Source organism: Novosphingobium sp., assembly GCF_040079535.1.
Taxonomy (GTDB): Bacteria; Pseudomonadota; Alphaproteobacteria; order Sphingomonadales; family Sphingomonadaceae; genus Novosphingobium.
Genome location: NZ_JBEBKB010000081.1, coordinates 1 through 2,125, shown reverse-complemented (window position 1 = coordinate 2,125; position 2,125 = coordinate 1). Strand labels below are relative to the sequence as shown.

At 64.0% G+C, this 2,125-nt stretch carries 2 protein-coding genes and 1 pseudogene; 2 read left to right on the top strand and 1 reads right to left on the bottom strand.

Going from position 1 to position 2,125, the window contains the following annotated elements; all coding sequences use genetic code 11:
* Both ABL914_RS13870 and ABL914_RS13865 read left to right on the top strand, forming a co-directional pair.
* Window positions 1-237: pseudogene (locus tag ABL914_RS13870) on the top strand (formimidoylglutamate deiminase); the annotation flags it as partial.
* On the top strand, window positions 234-920 hold the full coding sequence (locus tag ABL914_RS13865) for a UTRA domain-containing protein (RefSeq protein ID WP_391563778.1): 687 nt from the start codon (window positions 234-236) through the stop codon (window positions 918-920). The pseudogene ABL914_RS13870 and the gene ABL914_RS13865, both read left to right, overlap by 4 nt.
* Window positions 921-1,006: 86 nt before the next feature.
* Here ABL914_RS13865 and ABL914_RS13860 read toward each other — a convergent pair.
* On the bottom strand, window positions 1,007-2,125 hold a 1,119-nt coding region (locus ABL914_RS13860; RefSeq protein WP_391563777.1), incomplete at its 5' end, for an autotransporter outer membrane beta-barrel domain-containing protein.

The window sequence follows — 2,125 nt, the reverse complement described above, 5'->3', positions numbered from 1 at the left end:
GGGATGGGCCTGGCTGAAGGACAGGCAGCAGATTTCATTACGCTTGATGCCGGGCATCCGGCGCTGTGCGGGGCAACCGGCGATCAGTGGCTCGACCAGTGGATCTTTGCAGGCGGGCGCGGTACGGTGGATGGCGTCTGGCGGCGCGGCAAGCAAGTGGTCAAGGGTGGCCGGCATCTGAGCCGAGATGCAATTTCGCGGGCCTACCGCAGCACCTTGGCCAGGCTGCTGGCATGACCCTGCCGATTAGCGAGCAGATCCGCCGGTCAATCGAAGGTAAAATCCTGTCTGGTGAATGGGTTCCGGGAGCGCGCGTGCCGGGCGATGCCGATCTGGCAGCGCAATATGGCTGCGCCCGGATGACCGCCAACAAGGCGCTGACCGCCTTGGCCGAAGCGGGCCTGATCGAGCGCCGCCGCCGCGCCGGAAGCTTTGTAGCGCGCCCGCGCAGCCAGGCGATGGTGCTGGAGATTACCGACCTTGCCGCTGAGATGGCCGCGCGCGGATCGCGTTACCTGTGGCAGCTGGACAGCCGCCGCGCGCTGCGCTCTGCCGCGCTTGGCCGCAATGCTCCGCTGCTGGAGATCGAGGGCGTCCATTGGGCCGATGACGCGCCGCTGGCGTTTGAGCACCGGCTGGTCAATCTGGCCGAAGTTCCAGCAATTGCTGATGCAGATCTGGCGCTTGAGGCACCGGGAACCTGGCTGCTGGCCCATGCCCCATGGACCGAGGCTGAGCACCGGATCAGCGCCGAAGCTGCTGGTCCTGCGCTGGCCAAAGCGCTTGCTTGTCCGCCGGGAAGCCCCTGCCTGACTGTCCGCCGCAGGACCTGGCGCGGCGATACTCCGGTTACTTTGGTGACCCAGCATTTCGCACCGGGCCGGCACGAGCTGGTCGCGCGGTTTGGCGCCCGCGTTTAGACGGGCGCCAGACGTGCGTTAGATCTGGAACAGACTGGCGCGGGGTGGGCCATCCGGTTTCGGACGCCCCACCCCGTTGGTTTCGTTTACCAGCGGATCCGGAAACCTACCCGGCCGCTGAGTGCGGTAGCGGGCTGATCGATCCCGAATTCAACATCCGCATCGGCAAAGAAATCTGCGCCAGTTCCAACGCTGAAGGTGGTGCCCAGCCCAACATCAGCCCAGGTCTGCTTGAATTCGACCAGCTGCGGGGTCGACGTGCCGTAGAAGACAGTTGATTTTGCGCCGCTGAAGGCATTCCACAGATTGGCCTTGCCGTAGAACGAGAACAACCCGCCCGCGTTGCTGGGGTTGGTGTCCCAGGTCCGCTTGAGGCGGAAACCGGCCCGGCCGATGACTGAATCATCATCAGCAATTGCGCCGGCAGTTCCGGTGCTGTCGAGGAAGCTGTCAACGCTGGTGTGGCTGTAGATCAGCTGGACCTGAGGTTCGATCTTCCAGCTTGAGCCGAAGGCAGTGCCCAATTCGAGCGATGCCTGGGTGCTTTGGCTCTTGGTGGCAAAGCTGGTGCCATCGTTGGCATTGGCACGGTGATCGTACCAGCCGCCCTGAACCACGGCATCGACGTAGAAGCCCGGAGCATAGAAGGTGGCATAGCCGCCTGCGACCCAGCCGTTTGAACGGGTGATCCCGGCATTGGCAAAGAACGGCGCGGTGACAAAGTCGGTCGTCCCCGACCAGACCTTCGCACCAAAGACCCCAACGTGGGTGCTCTGGCTACCGTAGAGGTCGATACCCATCTGCATCCCGCCAAACAGGCCATTGCTGCGGCTGTCACCCAGCGTGGTTGAGCGGGTGGTATCGCTGTAGTCCTTGCCAAAGGCCCGGCCCCACAGCCCCGTGAGCGCACCGGTGCGGGCATCGGGATTGCGATCACCGACGCGCTCGTTAAGCGTGCCGAGCGATGACAATCCGATATCCTGCGAGATCCGGGTGACGCTGGAAAGCGGCGCCACCAGATCGCGCATCCGCGACCGCAGATACCAGTCCTGATCGGCCGGATTGCTCTGGCCGCCGTTGTACAGCAGATAGGTGAAGGCCCCGACATTGACCTGCCCGCCCGTGAGGGTAAGCGCGCCTGCCGATGATGTGCCATCAACCTGAACCAGCTTGATCCCATCGCCCGAGGTCAGCGAACCGATCCC